Source organism: Pseudoalteromonas sp. CO109Y (assembly GCF_004208935.1).
GTDB classification, from domain to species: domain Bacteria; phylum Pseudomonadota; class Gammaproteobacteria; order Enterobacterales; family Alteromonadaceae; genus Pseudoalteromonas; species Pseudoalteromonas shioyasakiensis.
This window is the reverse complement of the sequence record NZ_SGPD01000023.1, coordinates 1-18188: the sequence shown is the minus strand read 5'-3', so window position 1 is coordinate 18188 and position 18188 is coordinate 1. Positions and strand designations below refer to the sequence as shown.

Below are 18188 nucleotides of genomic sequence, written 5' to 3'. Positions count from 1 at the left end.
TTCAGTAAGATTTGACAAAAGTGCTTATTTGAGAGTTATTCCATGCCAACAGTTGTAAACTGCCCAACATGCAAAGCCAAAGTTGAATGGTCAGAGCAAAGCCCGCATCGTCCATTTTGCTCAAAACGCTGCCAGCTAATTGATTTAGGCGAGTGGTCGTTTGAAAACAATAAAATTTCTAGCCCAATTAGCAATGCTAATGATTTGAGCCAAGATATGATTGAAGATATCGAAGCAATGCTGGCTAAAAACGATGATTCATTCTTTAAAGAATAAAGCGTCAAATACAAAAAATGCGGCAACTGCCGCATTTTTTAATATAACCTATCACTTTTAACCTTCAGAACGCTCACCTTTGCGCTCGCCGCGTGGACCATGGTGGCCCTTTTTGTGACCTTTTTTACGCAGGTGCTTTTTAATCTCTTGATAGCTTTCGCGCTGTTCAGCATTTAAAACCTGCCAAATCGCATGGTCAGATTTCATTTTTAGCATGGCAAACTGCTGACCTTTTTCTTGGCGCGCTTTAATCAGCTCTAATGCGGCATTTTCGTCAAATGCTTTTGTTGCTAATAACGCATCCATTTTCTCTTTGTGTGCAGCACGAGCGGCTTTCATTGCATCTTTATCGCCACGCAGTGCTGCAAATTGTGTTTTCTGCTCGGCAAAAATTGCTTTAAGTTGCGTTTGCTGCTCTTCGGTAAGTTGTAATTTATCAATACCACGCTCAGAAAGTAAAAAACGAGCCTGTGGGTTCATACCACGGTTAAAGTCTCCTTTCGCCATTGCTGAAGTAGCACCTACACTAGCTGCTGCTAAACCACAAACAAGTACGAATTTAGAAAGCTTATTTGAAATAGTCATAATCATTACCTTTTGTTGGGTTGTGCTCTGTTGTCGTTTCCGACTGATGGGTTAACTATAACTAATACAATGCAAAGGAACGCAAACCAGTGTAAAGGTTGTGTAAAGATTCACTTTTACACAATTTACTGAGTAAAATAACCTTAAAGAAATAAATAGCTAGGTGTCAGAATGAAACTATTAATGATCGACGACGATACAGGATTGTGCGAATTACTCAGCGAGTACTTATCAGCACAAGGTTTTACAGTAGAGTGTGTTCATGATGGCGCTGAAGGCCTAAAGCAAGCTATTAAGCATAACTATGAGCTAATATTGCTTGATGTGATGCTACCCTCTATGGATGGCTTTGATGTGCTAAAGCAATTAAGGCAACATAAGCTCACACCAGTGATCATGTTAACCGCGAAAGGCGAAGATTTTGATCGTATCTTTGGTTTAGAACTAGGCGCAGATGATTATATTCCTAAGCCATTTAATCACAGAGAGCTACTAGCTCGCGTTAAAGCAATTACCCGTCGCATCGAGCATATCAACAGCTTATCGAACCAACAGACAAGCTCATTGAGTGTCAACAGCATCAATGTAAATTTCGCAACTCGTGAGGCTTCTGTTAATGACAATGTACTTAGCCTAACCGGCACTGAGTATGAAATTCTTGCCATGCTAGTTCAACATGCAGGTGAGGTGATCAGCAAAGAGCAAATCAGTGAGCAAGTATTAGGTAGACGCCTTGCTCCTTTTGACCGCTCAATCGATATGCATGTCAGCAACATCCGTAAAAAAATTGCAGAGCATGTTAGTAATGAACGGATCAAAACCATGCGTGGCAGTGGTTATGTATTAATACAAGGCGAATAATATGCAAACTCCAAGCTGGCTAAAGCATCCCCGCCATTATTTGTTTTTAAAAATATTTGCTTGGTTTTGGGTTACTGTCATAGCGACTATCACAATACTGGTGTTTTTAAGCCAGTTAACGAGCAATGTCGGCAATGACGACCTGCGTGGACCCATGCTGAAAAATCTTGAGTACACTGCTAAAAGTATTGAGCGTATTGTTGCTAAGCACGGTAAACCAACTCAAGAGGTTTTATCTCATCCGCGCTTATCAAAGCATAAATTACTGTACTTAAACGGTGAGGTTCATGGTGTTGAAATGCTTAGCGAACCTGTATCCAAAGACATTGATTTAAGCTTGCTGAACTTTACCAAATATATGCGTCCGCAAATTATTTTTACCGATGAATATCAAGCTTATGGGCCGGTAGCTTTGAATGTGCCTGAAGGTAAGTTTTATCTTTATGAAATCGATGAAAAACGCAAGAAACCGTTTTTTGTCAGCCTATGGCTAATGCCAGTTTGGCTCAAGCTGCTTATTGCTTTAATCGCCTCATTGATGCTGAGTTTCTTCTTTAGCCGTAACTTAATTGCACCTATTAATAGTTTAAAAGAAACTGCAAAAAAGCTTGCTCATGGCGATTTAACTGCCCGTGCCGATGTATCTCCTACTCGTCAAGATGAGTTAGGTGTACTTGGTCGTGACTTTAATACCATGGCAGTACAACTTGAGCAGCTTATTAGCGCTCAAAAACGACTGCTAGCAGATATTTCTCATGAACTACGCTCACCATTAACGCGTTTAAAAATGGCCACAGGCCTTGCACAAATGCAAGCCGATGATGCTCAACACGCTTATTTAGAGCGCATTGAAAAAGAGGCCAATCAGCTCGATAAAATGATTGCCGATGTCCTTCAAGTTTCACGCTTAGAAGCCAAAAGCCAGACTCTGTCGTTGAGTACACAATCCTTACAAGTGATTGTAGATCACGTACTCAACGATGCTCAATTTGAGGCCAAGCAAAGTAATAAAGAGCTTATTGTAAATGGTACACTAACAGCCGATTTAAAATGCGATGAAACCTTAATAGCCAGCGCGCTTGAGAATGTACTTCGCAATGCCATTAAATACGCAGAACATTCAATTTCAATAGGCTTAGTTGAATCAGATGCTATCTACATCACTATTTGTGATGACGGTAAAGGGGTTGATGAAGCAAACCTAGCAAGGCTGTGTGAACCTTTCTTCCGTCAGGAGCATGCTCGTGATAGAAGCACTGGCGGCACGGGCTTAGGTCTTGCTATTGCAAAGAATGCTATCTCAGCACATGATGGTACACTAACACTTGAAAACCAAGAACATGGCGGACTGTGCGTAAACATCCGCCTACCTTATAAGAGTGAGTAAATGTTTTATAGTAGCGAAGCAAGTCTTGTTAATAACCTACCTAATATTAATCAGTTTTTTTCTGAGCAATTACAGCAAGACTTTCTGAGCACCGCTCATGGCAAGCTTTATTACGGCTATGCAATTCCCCAACAAGCAAAAACGGCCATTGTTATAAGTACTGGCCGAATAGAGTCTTTAATTAAGTACAAAGAGTTGCTGTGGGAGCTATATCAAAATGGCTTTGCAGTTTTTAGTGTTGATCACCAGGGGCAAGGTCGCTCTTATCGTCATTTAAAAAACACTCATAAGGGTTTTGTAAACCGCTTTACTGACTACGCAGATGACTTTGCTGTATTTATAGAAAAAGTGGTGCATCAACACTGGCAAGGAAAGCAGGTTTTGCTTGGCCACTCTATGGGCAGTGCCATTGCCTATGATTACCTATCGCGCTATCAGCATCAATTTGCGGGTGCTTTTTTATCAGCGCCGATGTTTGATATCTATACCAAAGGCACGCCAAAGCCTGTAGCAAAACTGGCTGCTAAAATTGCATCCTTACTTGGTCTTGGCCGCAGTTACGCATTTGGCCAACGCGATTATTTACCAGTCGACTTTGCAGCTAATGAGCTAACCAGTAGTGAAATTCGATATAAGCTGTTCAGAGAGCTGTATGCAGCAGAAGATGATTTACAGCTAGGTGGCGTAACCTATGGTTGGCTTAATGCATCATTTGATTTTATTGCTTCTTTAGTCGATAAAAAAGTCGATATTCCTTTATTTATCGCCAGCGCCGAGCAAGATACCGTGGTCGATAACGCTGCGCAATTTGCACTTAGCCATAGGCAAAAAGCACAACTAAAAAGCTATGCGAGCGCTCGCCACGAGTTATTATGTGAACGCGACGAGATCAGACAAGCAGTGCTCAGCGATTTTTATCAATTTTGTGCTGAGCTTTGACGTGTTTTGTTAACCACAGAAAGTGGGTCTAGGTGCATCAAAATATCCATTTCACAATCAAAATGCGTTTGAATTAACGCTTCTACTTCATCAGCAACTTGATGCGCTCTTATCAATGATAATGAGTCTTCCAGCTCTAAATGCATCTGAATAAACTTAATTTTACCACCTTGGCGAGTACGAATATCATGGGCACCAAATACGTCTTGATGACTATTCACAATGGCCAGTATTTGTTGTTTTTCTTCATCTGGGAGCTCTTTATCCATTAAGTGATCAGCACTTTCGCGAGCAATATCCCAGCTGTTATAAAGTAAATAAACAGCCACCCCAATAGCAAACAATGGATCGGCATAAGCGACGCCGTACTTAGCTAACACAATTGCCAGTAATACCGCCAAGTTTAAGATTAAATCGCCTTTATAGTGAATTGAGTCTGCTTTAATGGCGATTGATTCGGTGTGATTAATCACCTTAGTTTGTACAAACACCACCACGAGCGTACAAACAATAGCGAAAATACTAACCCAAATACCAAGGTCTGAATGCTTTAAGGTTACCGGATTAAATAAGCGCTCAATGCCATGAAACGCTAAAAAGCAACCTGAGCCAGCTATAAAAGCGGCCTGTGCAAGCCCGGCTAATGCTTCGGCTTTTCCGTGACCAAAGCGATGGTCGTCATCAGCAGGGCGTAGTGCATAACCTAGCACTAAAAAACTCATCAGTGAGGCTGTGATATCCATTAACGAATCGGTCAATGAACCCAGCATTGACGCCGAGCCAGATGCAAGCCAAGCCCAGCTTTTTGCTGCGATCATTAAACTCACCATAACAATGGTGACTATACTGGCTGTTTTAACCCAAAACTCATAACTACGATGCTGCACAACAACTTACCTTTAGTGAGTAACTGTGTTGAGTATATCATCTTTTAATTCTAGTTCGTGTATACTCAGCAGCAGATCAAATCCTTATAAATGAGATTCACATGCTTGATATTGTGTTGTACCAACCAGAAATTCCACCAAACACGGGTAATATCATTCGCTTATGCGCAAACACAGGTTATGCGTTACACCTAATTGAACCCCTTGGTTTTGAGTGGGATGATAAACGCGTAAAACGTGCAGGTCTTGATTATCATGAGTTTAGCCATGTACAGCGCCATGCCTCGTTTGAAGCATATCTAGAAAAATGCCAGCCGAAAAAAGTCTATGCTTGCACCACTAAGGGCAGCCAATTTCATCATCAAGCACAATATCAGCCTGGCGATTGTTTAGTGTTTGGCCCTGAAACACGTGGCTTACCTGATGATCTAATTCAGTCGTTGCCGAAAGAGCAACGTGTACGTATTCCAATGCAAAAAGACAGCCGTAGTATGAACTTATCTAACTCAGTTGCTGTATTTGTTTATGAATCTTGGCGTCAGCTGGGTTTCGTGAACGGTCAATAACTCATTGAAAAAGCGCTTGTAATAAATATTCACTAATTGTTTAGCACGACCATTTTTTATGGACTAACCTAAATAGGTGAGTTTGTTCCTAAAGATGGATTTAATGCGCTTTTTTGCCCGAGTATGCAGTATCATTTTGCTGATGCAGCACTTTTCTAGTGCTGCTTCTGCTGCTGTGTCTAATCCCTCTAACTCACAAGTCCCCAATACGACTCCCCTATTACTACTAATCTTTCTAGCGATTGTCATCCTCATTGGTGCGGTTATCTATTATCAAAGAAACCAAAAGATGACGCTGATGGATGCTCTACTTTCCCAGTCTAAAGATGGTATTTGGGTCACCGATGAACAGTTCCGGATCATAGAAATTAATAACGCATTTAGTGAAATATCGGGTTATAAAAAAGCCGATGTACTTGGTAAAAAATTCAAAGCATTAACGCAAGCCGGTCGTGATACACAACTCGAAGAAATTATCCAACAAGAGCTGAGTAATGATGGTTATTGGTCTGGCGAAATTTGGAATTTACGCAAAGATGGGCAACCCTACGCCATTGATTTATGTATAACAAAAGTGACCACACCACGCTTTGCAAAAAGCTCTGTACGTTACGTTGGTATGTTTTCTGATGTAACTGCTCGTAAGAATAACGAGCGAACTATGCTCAAGCTCACGACCAAAGACAGTGTCACGGGTTTATCAAACCGCGCCATTTTTATAGAGTCCCTTGAAAAAGCAATCAATGCTTGTAACGACACTTACCCTAGCCTGTTGATCATCTTTATTGATATAGACAACTTTAAAAAAATTAACGATTCGCTCGGTCACACAATTGGCGATGTACTACTAAAAGAGGTAGCCTGTCGTTTAACTGACTCTCTAAATTCAGGCTTTACCATTGCAAGACTCGGTGCAGATGAATTTGCGGTACTGGTACCGCCCTATCTTTATTCAGGTCAAACCGTATTCTTTGCAAAAAAAACCGCAGACATCGTCCTTCAGCAGTTTAAAACCCCATTTATGTTAGATGGCTTTGAGACTTCACTATCTGCCTGCTGTGGTCTTGCTATCTACCCAGACAACGCCTACAACTGTGAATACTTAATGCGCAGCGCAAATAGTGCTTTGAATCATGCAAAAAAAATGGGCCGTAATACGTATCAATTTTTTGATAAAGAGCGCCATACTCTCGACCCAACCGAGTTAACCAAAGAGAGCGCTTTATTTAAAGCCATTACCAACAATGAGTTTGAGCTTTATTTTCAGCCTAAGTTTGATGCCCAGCATAATCAGTTATACGGCTTTGAAGCATTAGTTCGCTGGCCTCAAGAAGATGGCAGTGTTATTAACCCCGATGAGTTCATTCCGCTTGCCGAACAAAATGGTGCCATTATTCCGCTCACCCAATTACTGATGGAGCAGCTGCTTAATCAACTAGCCCAGTGGCGAAAACAAAACATTTCGTTTGGTAATGTCGCTATTAATATTTCAGCCTTACACTTTCAGCAAAGTAGTCTTATTGAAACACTCATCGACAACTTAGCTAAATTTGACGTACCGGCACATTGCTTAGAACTCGAGATCACAGAAAGCGCCATGATGGATAACCCTGAGTTTGCAGAGCAGCAAATGAAACGCATTAAATCGATTGGTGTGCACATCGCGCTGGATGACTTTGGCACCGGTCATTCATCACTCAGTTACTTAAAGCGTTTTCCAATCGATACGCTCAAAATCGACAAGTCATTCGTAAAAGATATCGATAAAAACGACCAAGATCGCAACATCACCGCCACCATAGTGCGACTAGCTAAATATTTGGATATTAATGTGGTTGCTGAAGGAGTAGAAACTGAAGAGCAAGCCTACATGCTGCATATTATGGGCTGTCATTTTCAACAAGGTTACTATTACTGCAAGCCATTAAAAGCCAATCAAGTCAGCGAATTTATTAATGACACGCTAGAAAAGCAGCAATCTAGCTAGTGGTTGCAACGGTACATCAAATAAAAAACGCGATTAATAAATCGCGTTTTTTATTTAACAGTGCACAATCTAAATTATTCAGATTTTTGCTCACGGCCAAGTAGTGCCATCGCAGCTTCTTTTACATCTTTATTTTCATAAAGTACTTGGTAAATTTGCTCCGTTATTGGCATTTCAATACCGGTACGCTCAGCAAGTAAATACACTTCTTTGGTATTTCTATAGCCTTCAACAACCTGACCAATAGATTCAATTGCAGCTTCTACGCCTTCACCCTTGCCAAGAGCAAGACCAAAGCGACGGTTACGAGATTGGTTATCTGTACAGGTTAAGATCAAGTCACCTAGGCCAGCCATACCCATAAAGGTATCTGAACGGGCACCTAATGCACACCCTAAACGGCAAAGCTCAGCTAAACCGCGAGTGATTAAGGCAGTACGTGCGTTGGCACCAAAGCCAAAACCATCAGACATACCAGCGCCAATCGCAATGACATTTTTAACTGCGCCACCAAGCTGTATACCAATGAAGTCATCATTGTTATACACCCTAAATGAGCGACCACAGTGTAAAAGGTCAGCTAATTGCTTAGCGAAGTCTTTAGAGGTCGACGATACCGAAATAGCGGTTGGTAAGCCCATTGCCATTTCTTTGGCAAAAGTAGGCCCTGAAAGCACAGCCAGAGGAACATCATCTCCTAGCTCTTGCACCGCTACCTCTTGTAATAAACGCCCTGTATTTGGCTCTAAACCTTTGGTAGCCCATGCAACTTCAGCACCTTCTGACAACCAAGGTTTGATTTTTTGCAGCGTGCCAGCAAAAGCATGACTCGGAACAACAACCAAAATGATCTTGCTTGCTTTAACTGCCGTTTCTAAATCTGCTTCTAGTTGGAGGGTTTCAGGAAAGCTAACATCCGGAACATAACGTTGATTCTTTCGCTCAGCTGCAAGCGTAGCAACGTCATCGCTATTGCGGCCCCACAAGGTCACTGGGTGGCCATTTCTGGCAAAGCAAATAGCAAGGGCGGTGCCATAAGACCCCGCCCCTAATACTGTAACAGCTGATTGTGCTGTACTCATAGCTTATGCGTCTGCAGTTGCCTGTTGATCTTGAGCTGCACGTTGTTGCATGTATTGAGCAAATAGTGCGTCAAAGTTAACTGGCGCTAAGTTTAATTGTGGGAAAGTACCACGGTTAACTAGGTTTGATACTGCTTCACGTGCGTAAGGGAAAAGTACGTTCGGGCAGAAAGCACCTAACATGTGTGCAAGTTGAACTTCTTCAACTTCACCAATTGTGAAAATACCCGCTTGTTGGATTTCACATAGGAATGCTGTTTCTTCACCGATTGAAGCCGTTACTGTTAAAGCAAGAACAACTTCAAACACGCCTTCTTCTAATTTGTTAGAACGAGTATCTAAGTCAAGCTTTACTTCAGGAGTCCACTCTTTTTGGAAAATAGCAGGTGAGTTAGGCGTCTCAAAAGAAACATCTTTAGTGTAGATGCGTTGGATTGAGAATTGAGCGCCGGCTTGTTCTGCTGCTGCGTTTTGATTTTCTTCGTTCATTGTAATTCCTAACTTGTATTCGTTTTTATATTTAAAATTTATTAAGCGTTAAGCTTTGCGTCTAAAAGGCCTTGCGCTTCAATTGCCATCATGTCGTCACAACCGCCGATATGTTCATCATTAATGAAAATTTGCGGAACTGTGTAACCACCATTTGCTTTGTCGATCATTTCATCACGACGCTCAGGGTGAACACCAATATCGATATTCGTGTAGTCTACACCTTTACTGTCTAATAACGCCAAAGCACGTTGGCAGAATGGACAGTATGCTTTTGTGTAAAGAACAACATTACTCATAATAATTCCTCTATCGGGCAGTGAGCCTTATTAACGACCGGTCGTTGTTGGTAAGCTAGCTGATTGCCAAGCGCCCATACCGCCCGCTAATACATAAACACGCTCAAAACCTGCTTTATGCATTGCAGTTGCGATACCTGAGGCAGTCATGCCCGTGGTACATACTAGTATAATGGGTTTAGTCTTAAACTTTTCAAGGCTTGAAAAATCAGATTGCTTTGCTTTTTCCGGATTTAAGTGAGTTGCGCCTGCAATACGGCCAGAGTTAAACTCTTTTTGTGCACGTATATCAATCACTTGACCATCATCACGGTTAATTAGCAAGGTAAGTTGCTGTGGGTTGATTTGACGGATAGCCGAAAATTTACTTTTAAACCAACTGCTGATCAGCATAGCGACTAATGCTAACCAGATAATGCTCAAAACCGGATGATTCGAGATAAATTCAATATATTGATCCATGCGTTTTCCACTAAGAAATTTAGGTACCACAGCGCATAGCCATGGGTTAATTAAAATTTGCCACGCAAGTATACGTGCTTCAATTGAAAATGCTAGGGCGTGAAATATTTTAATATGACATATTGATAGCTGATCAAAACCATAAAACACGGTATGCTAGTGATATATAAGTGCCAATCTTCAGGAGCTATAATGACAGAGCATAAAAAACCATTGGTATTAATGATCTTAGACGGTTGGGGATACCGTGAAGACACAGAAAGTAACGCCATACTTGCTGCTAATACCCCAGTACTCGACAACCTTTGGGCAACCCGCCCACATACATTAATTTCAGGTTCGGGACTTGATGTTGGTTTACCTGCAGGACAAATGGGTAACTCTGAAGTAGGCCATGTAAATTTAGGTGCTGGCCGTATCGTTTACCAAGATTTTACTCGCATCACTAAAGCCATTGATGATGGTGAGTTCGATAGCAACCCAGCACTTGTTGATAATATCGACAAAGCTGTAAATGCAGGCAAAGCCGTGCATATTATGGGTCTTTTAAGCCCAGGTGGTGTTCATAGTCACGAAGACCACATTGTGGCAACGATTGAACTTGCAGCTAAGCGCGGTGCAAAAGAAGTCTACTTCCACGGTTTCTTAGACGGCCGTGACACACCACCACGTAGCGCAAAAGCATCAATTGAGCGCATCGAAGCCTTATTTGCAGAACTTGGCTGTGGCCGCTTAGCAACGCTTGTTGGTCGTTACTATGCAATGGACCGCGATAACCGTTGGAATCGTGTCGAGCTTGCATATGATGTTATGGTTAGTGGTATTGCTGAATACAGCTACACTGACGGTGTAACCGCACTAGAAGCGGCTTATGCACGTGACGAGAACGACGAGTTCGTAGCTGCAACAACTGTTGTGCCAGAAGGCCAAGCAGCTGCTGAGATCAATGATGGCGACACTGTTATCTTTGCTAACTTTAGAGCAGACCGAGCACGTGAAATGACTCGTGCCTTTGTTGATGCTGACTTCAGTGGTTTTGATAAGAAAAAATCACCACAGTTAAGCGCATTTGTAATGATGACTGAGTATGCAGCAGACATCAAAGCGCCGATTGCATTTGCCCCAGAGCCTTTAACAAATGTATTAGGCGAATGGTTAGAGAAGCAAGGTAAAACACAGCTACGTATTTCTGAAACAGAAAAATACGCACACGTGACCTTTTTCTTTAGTGGTGGTCGTGAAGATGAATTTGTTGGTGAGACTCGCGAACTAATTCCATCACCACAAGTAGCAACATACGATCTGCAACCAGAAATGAACTCAGAAATGCTGACCGATAAATTGGTTGAAGCAATCGCTAGCGGTAAATACGATGCCATCATCTGTAACTACCCTAACGGAGACATGGTAGGTCACTCTGGCGTATTCGAAGCAGCAGTGAAAGCATGTGAAGCAGTTGATCATTGTATTGGTCGTGTAGTTGCAGCACTTGAAGAACATGGTGGTGAAGCGCTTATTACAGCCGATCATGGTAATGCTGAACAAATGGCTAACCCAGCAACGGGCCAAGCACATACCGCACACACCAGTGAGCCAGTACCATTTATCTATGTTGGCCGTGATGCAACACCACATGATGCTAAAACATTGAGTGACGTGGCTCCAACCATGCTTCACCTACTCGGCTTAGAGCAGCCAAGTGAAATGACTGGTAAACCAATCATGACGCTGAAATAAGCTATGAGTAAATGTATTAACCACTTCTTTAAAACTGGTTTAATACTGACTTCATTAGTAGCAACTTCGGTTGTTGCTAATGAAGATCAAACCAAAAAAGACTTATCAGACATTCAATCAGCTTTACAAAAAACAGAGGCTGAGCTTAAAGGTCAACGCAAGTCCATTGCCCAAATGCGCAAAGATCTGCGCGCCCATGAACTCGACATAGCTCAAAATGCCAAAGCATTAAACCTTACCGCCCAATCAGTTAAAGAAAATGAGCAACAACAACGAGAACAACAAGCTAAAGTTGAGCAACTTAAAGCCCAGCAAGCACAGCGCCAAACCTTATTAGCTGCACAACTAAAAAGCGCCTATATGGCGGGTAGCCATGACTACTCAAAAATGTTGCTTAACCAACAAGACACAGCCAAAATTGAGCGCACGCTAAGTTATTATAATTATTTAAATAAAGCGCGTATTGAGCAAATTGAAGAGCTCAAAGCACTACAGCAAGAAATTGCAGACAACCAGGCTGAGCTTGAAAAAACCAAACAACGTCTAGTTGCCTTATATGATGAGCAAAAAAGACGCCAGCAAGCTCTAGTCAATGCACAACAAGAGCGTAAAACTAACCTCAATAAACTCCAGTCAGCGTTAAAAGAAACTAAAAGCTCTATTGATTACTTAAAAGAAAATGAGCAAACCCTGATCACCGCCATTGAAGAGCTTGAGCAAGAGCGAAATGAAAAAGTTGAATTACTAGGCTTACAAAGTAGTAAGGGCAAACTCGACTGGCCAACCAAAGGGGCATTACGCCACCGCTTTGGGCAACGCAAGCACGGCAACATAGATTGGAAAGGCGTACTTATCAGCGCTAAAGAAGGCAGTAATGTTAAAAGCGTACAGAACGGCCAAGTTGTTTACGCAGACTGGCTAAATGGCTTTGGCTGGGTTATCGCTATTGATCATGGCAACGGCTTTATGAGCTTATATGGTCACGCTCAAACTCTACTTCGCGATGTTGGCGACCTTGTTAGAGAAGGCGAAACAATTGCATTAGTCGGTCAAAGCGGCGGACAACCGGATCCTGGTCTATACTTTGAAATACGCCACAAAGGACGCGCAGTAAATCCTGTAAAATGGTGCAGACGCATTTAATTGATTAAATAGCTGCACTCTATGAGGAGCAGCTGATGCTAAACACAACTTACTCTTACAAAGCTCATTTATCCCCAGCTAAGTTTTTTACTCAGCTGTCTTTTTTATTACTTGTCAGCTTGCTATGCCTGATACTGCAATCGTTTCAGGCTATTGCAAAACCCTCGTTACAGTCACTACAGCATCAGCAACTAAACGAAATTCTATTTAATATCCATACATATTATGTTGATGATCTGAAACTACAAAACACATTTGTAACCCAGCCTGATAACTTACAAGTTGAGGCGTTATTCGAACGCCTTGATCCATACTCAAAATACCTCGACGAAACTGAGCTCGATGCTATCTTCAGTAGCACTAATGGTAGATACACGGGACTCGGTATAGAAGTAAAAGTTGAAGATGGTCGGGTTTATATTGTTAACACTATTAATAACTCACCTGCGGCGCTTGCGGGTCTTCAGGTAAATGATGAAGTTATAGCGATTAATCAACAACCTATTTTAGACAAAAGCATCGAAGAAGTGGCTAAATTAATTCGCCAAAGCGGTCAAAGTGCTGTCGATGTTGCTGTTAAAAGAGAGAAAGATACTGAGCTAAATTTCTCGATTAAGCGCCAACAAATCAACTTACAAAGCGTTCATGGCCATTTAGCAGATACAGGCGTTGCGCTTATCAGTATCAACTCATTCAATAACCACACATTGCACGATGTTGCTCGGGAACTTGCAAAAATGCAGGTCACCAATAGCTTCCCTCTTTCAGGTTTAATTATTGATTTACGCGATAACCCAGGCGGTACATTACAAGGGGCCATTGAAGTTGCAGATCTGTTCTTAGATAACGGCACCATAGTGTCAACCAAAGGCCGCTTTAATGAAGCTAATCAGAAGTATAAAGCCCATAGAGGCGACATACTCAGTGGCGCTCCTATTGCTGTACTGATTAACGAAAACTCAGCCTCTGCGGCTGAAATACTCGCAGCAGCATTAAGAGATAATCAACGAGCGGTGCTAATTGGCGAAACTTCTTTTGGTAAGGGCTCAGTGCAATCGCTGATACCTTTAGGTAACGGTAATACCGCATTAAAACTGACTACAGCACGTTATTACACACCTGCGGGTCAATCTATCGATGGAAAGGGGATCACCCCAGATGTGAGTATTAATCAAACAATGCTTTCAGAAATTGACCAAGGCGTTATAATAAAAAACATCCAAGAATTGGCACTTTTTAGCTCACTTCTAGATGGACAAGACAAAAAGCAACTTACAGCAAAGCAGCTCTTTATTATGCAGTAAGTAAATGCTCACAACGGATATAATAATTACAAAAAGTGAATTTAAAAACAGGCTTATTACTCGCCGTATGTTGCCTACCGCTATTCTGCCAAGCAAAGCAAATAGCCATAGTAATTGATGATATAGGCAATCATCAGCGCGACCTTGAAATATTAAACTTACCAGGGCAAGTGACCTTCTCAATCTTGCCCCATACACCCTATTCACAAATATTTGCTGAGCGCGCTAGTAAAACTCATAAAGAATTACTTTTACATGTACCAATGCAAGCGCTTGATAAAACTAAAGCACTTGGTCCGGGTGCACTCACCGATACTATGAGTAAGTCAGAGTTACAAACAACCCTTGGTCATGCGTTAGCCTCTCTACCACAAGTAAAAGGGGTCAATAACCACATGGGTTCTGAGTTAACACAACTTACAGAGCCAATGAAATGGACGATGGAAATATTAAAGAAACGCGGTTTATACTTCTTAGATAGCCGAACAACCAGTCAAAGTGAAGCACAAAACGTTGCTAACCTCTATGGTGTGGCTAATGTATCTCGCCATGTATTTCTTGATAACAATGTCACCCAAAGCCAGCTACAACATCAACTTGAAGAACTAAAAAGTAAAGCTGAACACTTCAACTACGCAATCGCCATAGCCCACCCCTATCCAGAAACCGTTGCTTTTCTACAACAAGCTCTCCCAGAATTACAACAGCAAGGCTTCGAACTTGTTCCCCTCTCACAACTAGTCGAAACAAAATACATTCAGCTTGCCAAAGCAGAGCAAAGGCAAGGGGAATGAGTGTTATAAAAGTAAGTTAGCGAGAGTAAAGTTAGCGAGGGGAAAGTTTTAAGGTCTGGCGTAGGTTGGGTAGAGCGAAGCGAAACCCAACACAGAGCTTTCAGCCGTCAGCGATCAGCCGCGTGGTGTGGGTGTTTGGTACTGCGTCTCCCCCTGCTGGAGGCTCTAGGTTCTAGGTTCTAGGTTCTAGGTTCTAGGTTCTAGGTTCTAGGCAAAGTGTACTTGTAGGAATGGCCTTAGCCATGAATGTGTTTGTTATGGTCTAGATTCGGCACTGAAGTGCCTCCTACTGGGGTGTTGCTGAGAGAGACTCTGTGTTTCAACTGACGTCTGACAGCTGAAAGCTGACAGCTGACAGCTGACAGCTCCAGACGCAAAAAAGCCCGACTCTTTCGAATCGGGCTTTCTTTAATTTGGAGCCTGGCGATGACCTACTTTCACATAGCAGCTGCTACACTATCATCGGCGCTGTTTCGTTTCACTACTGAGTTCGGCATGGGGTCAGGTGGGTCCAAAACGCTATTGTCACCAAGCAAATTTGGTTTAATTCGCTCATCTGAGCAAATTAATAAATCTGGAAATCTGATATCAAGTAAATGTCTACTTTAGTTTCTTAACTTCTGTCGTTACGCTGTCATAAAACGCGTTTGGCGTTGTATGGTTAAGCCTCACGGGTAATTAGTACAGGTTAGCTTAATGGCTCGCACCACTTCCACATCCTGCCTATCAACGTTGTAGTCTTCAACGGCCCTTCAGAGACTTTAAAAGTCTAGTGAGAACTCATCTCGAGGCCTGCTTCGCGCTTAGATGCTTTCAGCGCTTATCAGTTCCGAACGTAGCTACCGGGCAGTGCCATTGGCATGACAACCCGAACACCAGCGGTTCGTTCACTCCGGTCCTCTCGTACTAGGAGCAACCCCTCTCAATTCTCAAACGCCCACGGCAGATAGGGACCGAACTGTCTCACGACGTTCTAAACCCAGCTCGCGTACCACTTTAAATGGCGAACAGCCATACCCTTGGGACCGACTTCAGCCCCAGGATGTGATGAGCCGACATCGAGGTGCCAAACACCGCCGTCGATATGAACTCTTGGGCGGTATCAGCCTGTTATCCCCGGAGTACCTTTTATCCGTTGAGCGATGGCCCTTCCATTCAGAACCACCGGATCACTATGACCTACTTTCGTACCTGCTCGACGTGTCTGTCTCGCAGTTAAGCTGGCTTCTACCATTACACTAACCGTACGATGTCCGACCGTACTTAGCCAACCTTCGTGCTCCTCCGTTACTCTTTGGGAGGAGACCGCCCCAGTCAAACTACCCACCAGGCACTGTCCGTAATCCCGATTAGGGACCAACGTTAGAACATCAACACTACAAGGGTGGTATTTCAAGGACGGCTCCACAAAAACTAGCGTTTCTGCTTCAAAGCCTCCCACCTATCCTACACATGTAGGGTCAATGTTCAGTGCCAAGCTGTAGTAAAGGTTCACGGGGTCTTTCCGTCTAGCCGCGGGTACACAGCATCTTCACTGCGATTTCAATTTCACTGAGTCTCGGGTGGAGACAGCGTGGCCATGGTTACACCATTCGTGCAGGTCGGAACTTACCCGACAAGGAATTTCGCTACCTTAGGACCGTTATAGTTACGGCCGCCGTTTACCGGGGCTTCGATCAAGAGCTTCGTCCGAAAACTAACCCCATCAATTAACCTTCCGGCACCGGGCAGGTGTCACACCGTATACGTCATCTTGCGATTTTGCACAGTGCTGTGTTTTTAATAAACAGTCCCAGCCACCTGGTCACTGCGGCTCCCGTCCGCTTAGAGAGCAAGTCTCATCACAGATAGGAGCGTACCTTCTCCCGAAGTTACGGTACAATTTTGCCTAGTTCCTTCACCCGAGTTCTCTCAAGCGCCTTAGTATTCTCTACCTGACCACCTGTGTCGGTTTGGGGTACGATTCGGTATAATCTGAAGCTTAGAGGCTTTTCCTGGAAGTATGGCATCAACAACTTCACACCCTTGGGTGCTCGTCTCGTGTCTCAGTCTTAAGAGTCCGGATTTTCCTAAACTCTCAACCTACTCACTTTCACATGGGCAACCAACGCCATGCTTGTTTAGCCTGCTCCGTCCCCCCATCGCAATTATACCAAGTACGGGAATATTAACCCGTTTCCCATCGACTACGCCTTTCGGCCTCGCCTTAGGGGTCGACTTACCCTACCCTGATTAACATGGGATAGGAACCCTTGGTCTTCCGGCGTGCGGGTTTTTCACCCGCATTATCGTTACTCATGTCAGCATTCGCACTTCTGATACCTCCAGCATACCTCCCGGTACACCTTCAACGGCTTACAGAACGCTCCCCTACCACTCAAACAAAGTTTGAATCCGCAGCTTCGGTGCATAGTTTAGCCCCGTTACATCTTCCGCGCAGACCGACTCGACCAGTGAGCTATTACGCTTTCTTTAAAGGATGGCTGCTTCTAAGCCAACCTCCTGGCTGTCTGGGCCTTTCCACATCGTTTCCCACTTAACTATGACTTTGGGACCTTAGCTGGCGGTCTGGGTTGTTTCCCTCTTCACGACGGACGTTAGCACCCGCCGTGTGTCTCCCGGATAGTACTTTACGGTATTCGGAGTTTGCAAAGGGTTGGTAAGTCGGGATGACCCCCTAGCCTTAACAGTGCTCTACCCCCGTAAGTATTCGTCCGAGGCTCTACCTAAATAGATTTCGGGGAGAACCAGCTATCTCCCGGTTTGATTAGCCTTTCACTCCTAGCCACAGGTCATCCCCTAACTTTTCAACGTTAGTGGGTTCGGTCCTCCAGTTGATGTTACTCAACCTTCAACCTGCCCATGGCTAGATCACCGGGTTTCGGGTCTATACCTTGCAACTATACGCCCAGTTAAGACTCGGTTTCCCTACGGCTACCCTAATCGGTTAACCTCGCTACAAAATATAAGTCGCTGACCCATTATACAAAAGGTACGCAGTCACCCTCGAAGGGCTCCTACTGCTTGTACGTACACGGTTTCAGGTTCTATTTCACTCCCCTCACAGGGGTTCTTTTCGCCTTTCCCTCACGGTACTGGTTCACTATCGGTCAGTTGGGAGTATTTAGCCTTAGATGATGGTCCACCTATATTCAGTCAAAGTTTCACGTGCTCCGACCTACTCGATTTCACTTAAGATGCATTTTCGTGTACGGGACTATCACCCTGTATCGTCAAACTTTCCAGAATGTTCCACTAACACATAATAAGCTTAAGGGCTGGTCCGGTTTCGCTCGCCGCTACTTCCGGAATCTCGCTTGATTTCTGTTCCTACGGGTACTTAGATGTTTCAGTTCTCCGCGTTCGCCTCTTACACCTATGTATTCAGTG

General features: G+C 43.4%; 16 protein-coding genes and 2 rRNA genes. 10 read left to right on the top strand and 8 right to left on the bottom strand.

Features of this window, described 5'->3' with window-relative positions:
- The first annotated feature begins 42 nt into the window (after positions 1–42).
- Positions 43–276: a DNA gyrase inhibitor YacG gene (yacG, locus tag EXT43_RS08600; protein ID WP_054562797.1), complete on the top strand. Its 234-nt coding sequence runs from the start codon at positions 43–45 to the stop codon at positions 274–276.
- Between the two features lie 57 nt (positions 277–333).
- On the opposite strand, the gene EXT43_RS08595 is transcribed toward yacG, so the two are convergent.
- Positions 334–861 carry a Spy/CpxP family protein refolding chaperone gene (locus EXT43_RS08595; protein ID WP_130166793.1) on the bottom strand — a complete coding sequence of 176 codons (528 nt, stop codon included), beginning with the start codon at positions 859–861 and terminating at the stop codon, positions 334–336.
- A gap of 171 nt (positions 862–1032) precedes the next feature.
- Here EXT43_RS08595 and EXT43_RS08590 point away from each other — a divergent pair, with 171 nt between their 5' ends.
- From EXT43_RS08590 to EXT43_RS08580, 3 genes are read left to right on the top strand one after another with little or no spacing between them, the layout of a single operon-like run.
- Positions 1033–1722, top strand: a complete 690-nt coding sequence (locus tag EXT43_RS08590; RefSeq protein WP_130166792.1) for a response regulator — start codon at positions 1033–1035, stop codon at positions 1720–1722.
- 1 nt (position 1723) lies between these two features.
- Positions 1724–3109 (top strand): ATP-binding protein, encoded by a 1386-nt coding sequence (locus EXT43_RS08585; protein WP_130166791.1) that lies wholly within the window; start codon positions 1724–1726, stop codon positions 3107–3109.
- Positions 3110–4048, top strand: a complete 939-nt coding sequence (locus EXT43_RS08580; protein ID WP_130166790.1) for an alpha/beta fold hydrolase — start codon at positions 3110–3112, stop codon at positions 4046–4048.
- On the opposite strand, the gene EXT43_RS08575 is transcribed toward EXT43_RS08580, so the two are convergent.
- Positions 4027–4935, bottom strand: coding sequence for a cation diffusion facilitator family transporter (locus EXT43_RS08575; RefSeq protein ID WP_082401648.1), 909 nt, complete (start codon positions 4933–4935; stop codon positions 4027–4029). The genes EXT43_RS08580 and EXT43_RS08575 overlap by 22 nt on opposite strands.
- A 101-nt stretch (positions 4936–5036) precedes the next feature.
- On the opposite strand from EXT43_RS08575, the gene trmL reads away from it, so the two are divergent.
- Together trmL and EXT43_RS08565 are read left to right on the top strand one after the other, a co-directional pair.
- On the top strand, positions 5037–5501 hold the full coding sequence (trmL, locus tag EXT43_RS08570) for a tRNA (uridine(34)/cytosine(34)/5-carboxymethylaminomethyluridine(34)-2'-O)-methyltransferase TrmL (protein WP_058586636.1): 465 nt from the start codon (positions 5037–5039) through the stop codon (positions 5499–5501).
- A gap of 103 nt (positions 5502–5604) precedes the next feature.
- Complete coding sequence (locus tag EXT43_RS08565) at positions 5605–7488, top strand: GGDEF domain-containing phosphodiesterase (protein ID WP_165385092.1); 1884 nt, start codon at positions 5605–5607, stop codon at positions 7486–7488.
- 74 nt (positions 7489–7562) lie between these two features.
- Here the strand turns inward: EXT43_RS08565 and gpsA are convergent, their stop codons facing one another.
- The 4 genes from gpsA to EXT43_RS08545 are packed head-to-tail and all read right to left on the bottom strand — an operon-like array spanning position 7563 to position 9820.
- On the bottom strand, positions 7563–8570 hold the full coding sequence (gpsA, locus tag EXT43_RS08560; protein WP_055022087.1) for an NAD(P)H-dependent glycerol-3-phosphate dehydrogenase: 1008 nt from the start codon (positions 8568–8570) through the stop codon (positions 7563–7565).
- 3 nt (positions 8571–8573) lie between these two features.
- Complete coding sequence (gene secB, locus EXT43_RS08555; protein ID WP_054550974.1) at positions 8574–9059, bottom strand: protein-export chaperone SecB; 486 nt, start codon at positions 9057–9059, stop codon at positions 8574–8576.
- Positions 9060–9100: 41 nt separating this feature from the next.
- Entirely contained in the window at positions 9101–9358 is a 258-nt protein-coding gene (grxC, locus tag EXT43_RS08550) for a glutaredoxin 3 (RefSeq protein ID WP_054550973.1), read from the bottom strand.
- A 30-nt stretch (positions 9359–9388) separates the two neighbouring features.
- The gene (locus tag EXT43_RS08545) at positions 9389–9820 is read right to left on the bottom strand and encodes a rhodanese-like domain-containing protein (protein ID WP_054562817.1); all 432 of its coding nucleotides are present in this window, start codon (positions 9818–9820) and stop codon (positions 9389–9391) included.
- 192 nt (positions 9821–10012) lie between these two features.
- On the opposite strand from EXT43_RS08545, the gene gpmM reads away from it, so the two are divergent.
- Genes gpmM through EXT43_RS08525 form a run of 4 tightly spaced genes read left to right on the top strand, consistent with a single transcriptional unit; the run spans position 10013 to position 14798 of the window.
- On the top strand, positions 10013–11557 hold the full coding sequence (gene gpmM, locus EXT43_RS08540) for a 2,3-bisphosphoglycerate-independent phosphoglycerate mutase (RefSeq protein ID WP_130166788.1): 1545 nt from the start codon (positions 10013–10015) through the stop codon (positions 11555–11557).
- A gap of 3 nt (positions 11558–11560) precedes the next feature.
- The gene (locus EXT43_RS08535; RefSeq protein WP_130166787.1) at positions 11561–12700 is read left to right on the top strand and encodes a peptidoglycan DD-metalloendopeptidase family protein; all 1140 of its coding nucleotides are present in this window, start codon (positions 11561–11563) and stop codon (positions 12698–12700) included.
- A gap of 35 nt (positions 12701–12735) precedes the next feature.
- Complete coding sequence (locus EXT43_RS08530; protein ID WP_130166786.1) at positions 12736–14004, top strand: S41 family peptidase; 1269 nt, start codon at positions 12736–12738, stop codon at positions 14002–14004.
- Positions 14005–14039: 35 nt separating this feature from the next.
- A complete protein-coding gene (locus EXT43_RS08525; protein ID WP_062566186.1) occupies positions 14040–14798 on the top strand; it encodes a divergent polysaccharide deacetylase family protein in 759 nt (252 codons plus the stop codon).
- Between the two features lie 418 nt (positions 14799–15216).
- Here EXT43_RS08525 and rrf read toward each other — a convergent pair.
- Both rrf and EXT43_RS08515 read right to left on the bottom strand, forming a co-directional pair.
- A 5S ribosomal RNA gene (gene rrf / locus EXT43_RS08520) occupies positions 15217–15331 on the bottom strand.
- 124 nt (positions 15332–15455) lie between these two features.
- Positions 15456–18188 (bottom strand): 23S ribosomal RNA (locus tag EXT43_RS08515); the annotation flags it as partial.